General features: G+C 71.5%; 1 protein-coding gene and 1 pseudogene. Both read right to left on the bottom strand.

Annotation, left to right across the window (positions count from 1 at the left end; translation table 11 throughout):
* A partial coding sequence (locus JHN63_RS50895; RefSeq protein ID WP_200691912.1) for a C40 family peptidase occupies nucleotides 1–916 on the bottom strand: 916 nt, incomplete at its 3' end.
* Nucleotides 917–1,126: 210 nt separating this feature from the next.
* Nucleotides 1,127–1,617 (bottom strand): annotated as a pseudogene (locus tag JHN63_RS50890) (class I SAM-dependent methyltransferase); the annotation flags it as partial.

The following is a 1,617-nucleotide window of genomic DNA, read 5'->3' as shown; positions in this document are numbered from 1 at the left end:
CGGCGACGTGCGGCAGTTGCCTCCACTGCTCCTGCGAGGTGCGCGGGATCGGGTCGCCGGCGCTCGCCCAGGCCTGTGAGGTCAGCCCCGAGCAGTCGTACGACGACGGGCCCTCGGCGCCCCACTCGTACGGCTTGCCGAGCTGGGCCGTCGCGTAGGCCACCGCCGCCTTGCCCGCCGCCGAGGCCTTGCCGGTGGCGTCCGCGATGGCGCCGGTGTCGAGCCAGGCGGTCTGCGCCTTCAGGGCGGCCTGCTGCTCCAGCTTGGCCAGCCGCTCCTTCTCCTGCTTCTCCAGCTGGGACTCGAGCTTCTCGGCCGCCGCGATCTGGGTCGTGACCTTCTTCTTCGCGGTGGCCTTGGCCAGCCGGTTCTTCTCCAACTGCTGCCACTGGGCGGAGGCGTCGGCGGTGTACTGCTTCAAGTCCTGCTGGGTGCGCGTCAGTTCCGCGATCAGGCCCTTGGTGGCGCGCTGGCCCTGGAGCACGCGGCCGGCGCCGTCCAGGAACGCCTGCGGGTTGTCGCTCAGGATCAGCTGCGCCGAGTCGGGGAGGCCGCCGGTGCGGTACTGGGAGCGGGCCGCGGCACCTGCGCGGTCCTTCAACTCGTCCAGTTTCTCCTGGCCCTTGACGATCTTCTTGGCCAGCTCGACGATCTCGGCGGACTGCTTCTGGGACTTCTCCTCGGCCGCGTTGTAGGCGTCCGTGGCGACCGCGGCGTCGTGGTAGAGCGCGTCGAGCTTCGCGCGTACGGTCTCAAGGTCCTTGTTGGTCACGGGAGTCGAGGACGCGGTCGGCGTCGCCGAAGGGGTCGGCGTGGGCGTCGGGCTCGCGAACGCGGTGCCGGGGGCGCCGAGGACGGTGACCGCGCAGACGACCGCGATGGCCGTCGTGATCAGGGCTCGCCTGCCCGCTCCCATACCCCTGCCCCCACATCTGCCGCATCTGATTGACCGTCAGTAACTTACGGACGCCTGGGGGATCGTGCCATGTCCCTACAGAAAACGACAGAGGTAGTACTTCCCGTACTTCTTTCCTTTCCTTCCAGGTCATGAGCTGTGACGATCTCCCCGTCCGTGTGACGAACGGCCGCCGGGGATCGTTCCCACCCACCACACGCGCACCGGGATTCACCCGCGCGGAGCCAACGCCCGCCACTCCACGGTCACTTCGCCCTGCCGCCAGCGCACCGGCCCGTCCGTCACCGGCCAGTCGGCGGTGAGGTCCCGCACCGCGCGCATCCAGCGCTGACGGGCGCCGTAGGAGGCGTAGGGCGCGGCGGCGGCCCACGCGCGGTCGAAGTCGCGGAGGAAGGCGTGCACGGGTTCGCCGGGAACGTTGCGGTGGATGAGGGCCTTCGGGAGGCGTTCGGCGAGGTCGGACGGCCGCTCCAGGGAACCGAGCCGGGTCGCGAAGGTGACCGTGCGCGGCCCCTCCGGCCCGAGCGCGACCCACACGTGCCGTCGCCCGATCTCGTCGCAGGTCCCCTCGACCAGCAGCCCGCCCCGGGAGCCCCCGCCCGCCGGCGCGAGCCGTCCGCACAGCCGCGCCCACACCTCGGCGACCCGCTCCTCGTCGTACTGCCGCAGGACGTTCGCCGCGCGGATCAGCGACGGCCGCC

The sequence above is a fragment of the Streptomyces sp. MBT65 genome, assembly GCF_016612545.1.
In the GTDB taxonomy this organism is placed as follows: Bacteria; Actinomycetota; Actinomycetes; order Streptomycetales; family Streptomycetaceae; genus Streptomyces.
This window is presented reverse-complemented; position numbering and strand designations above follow the sequence as displayed.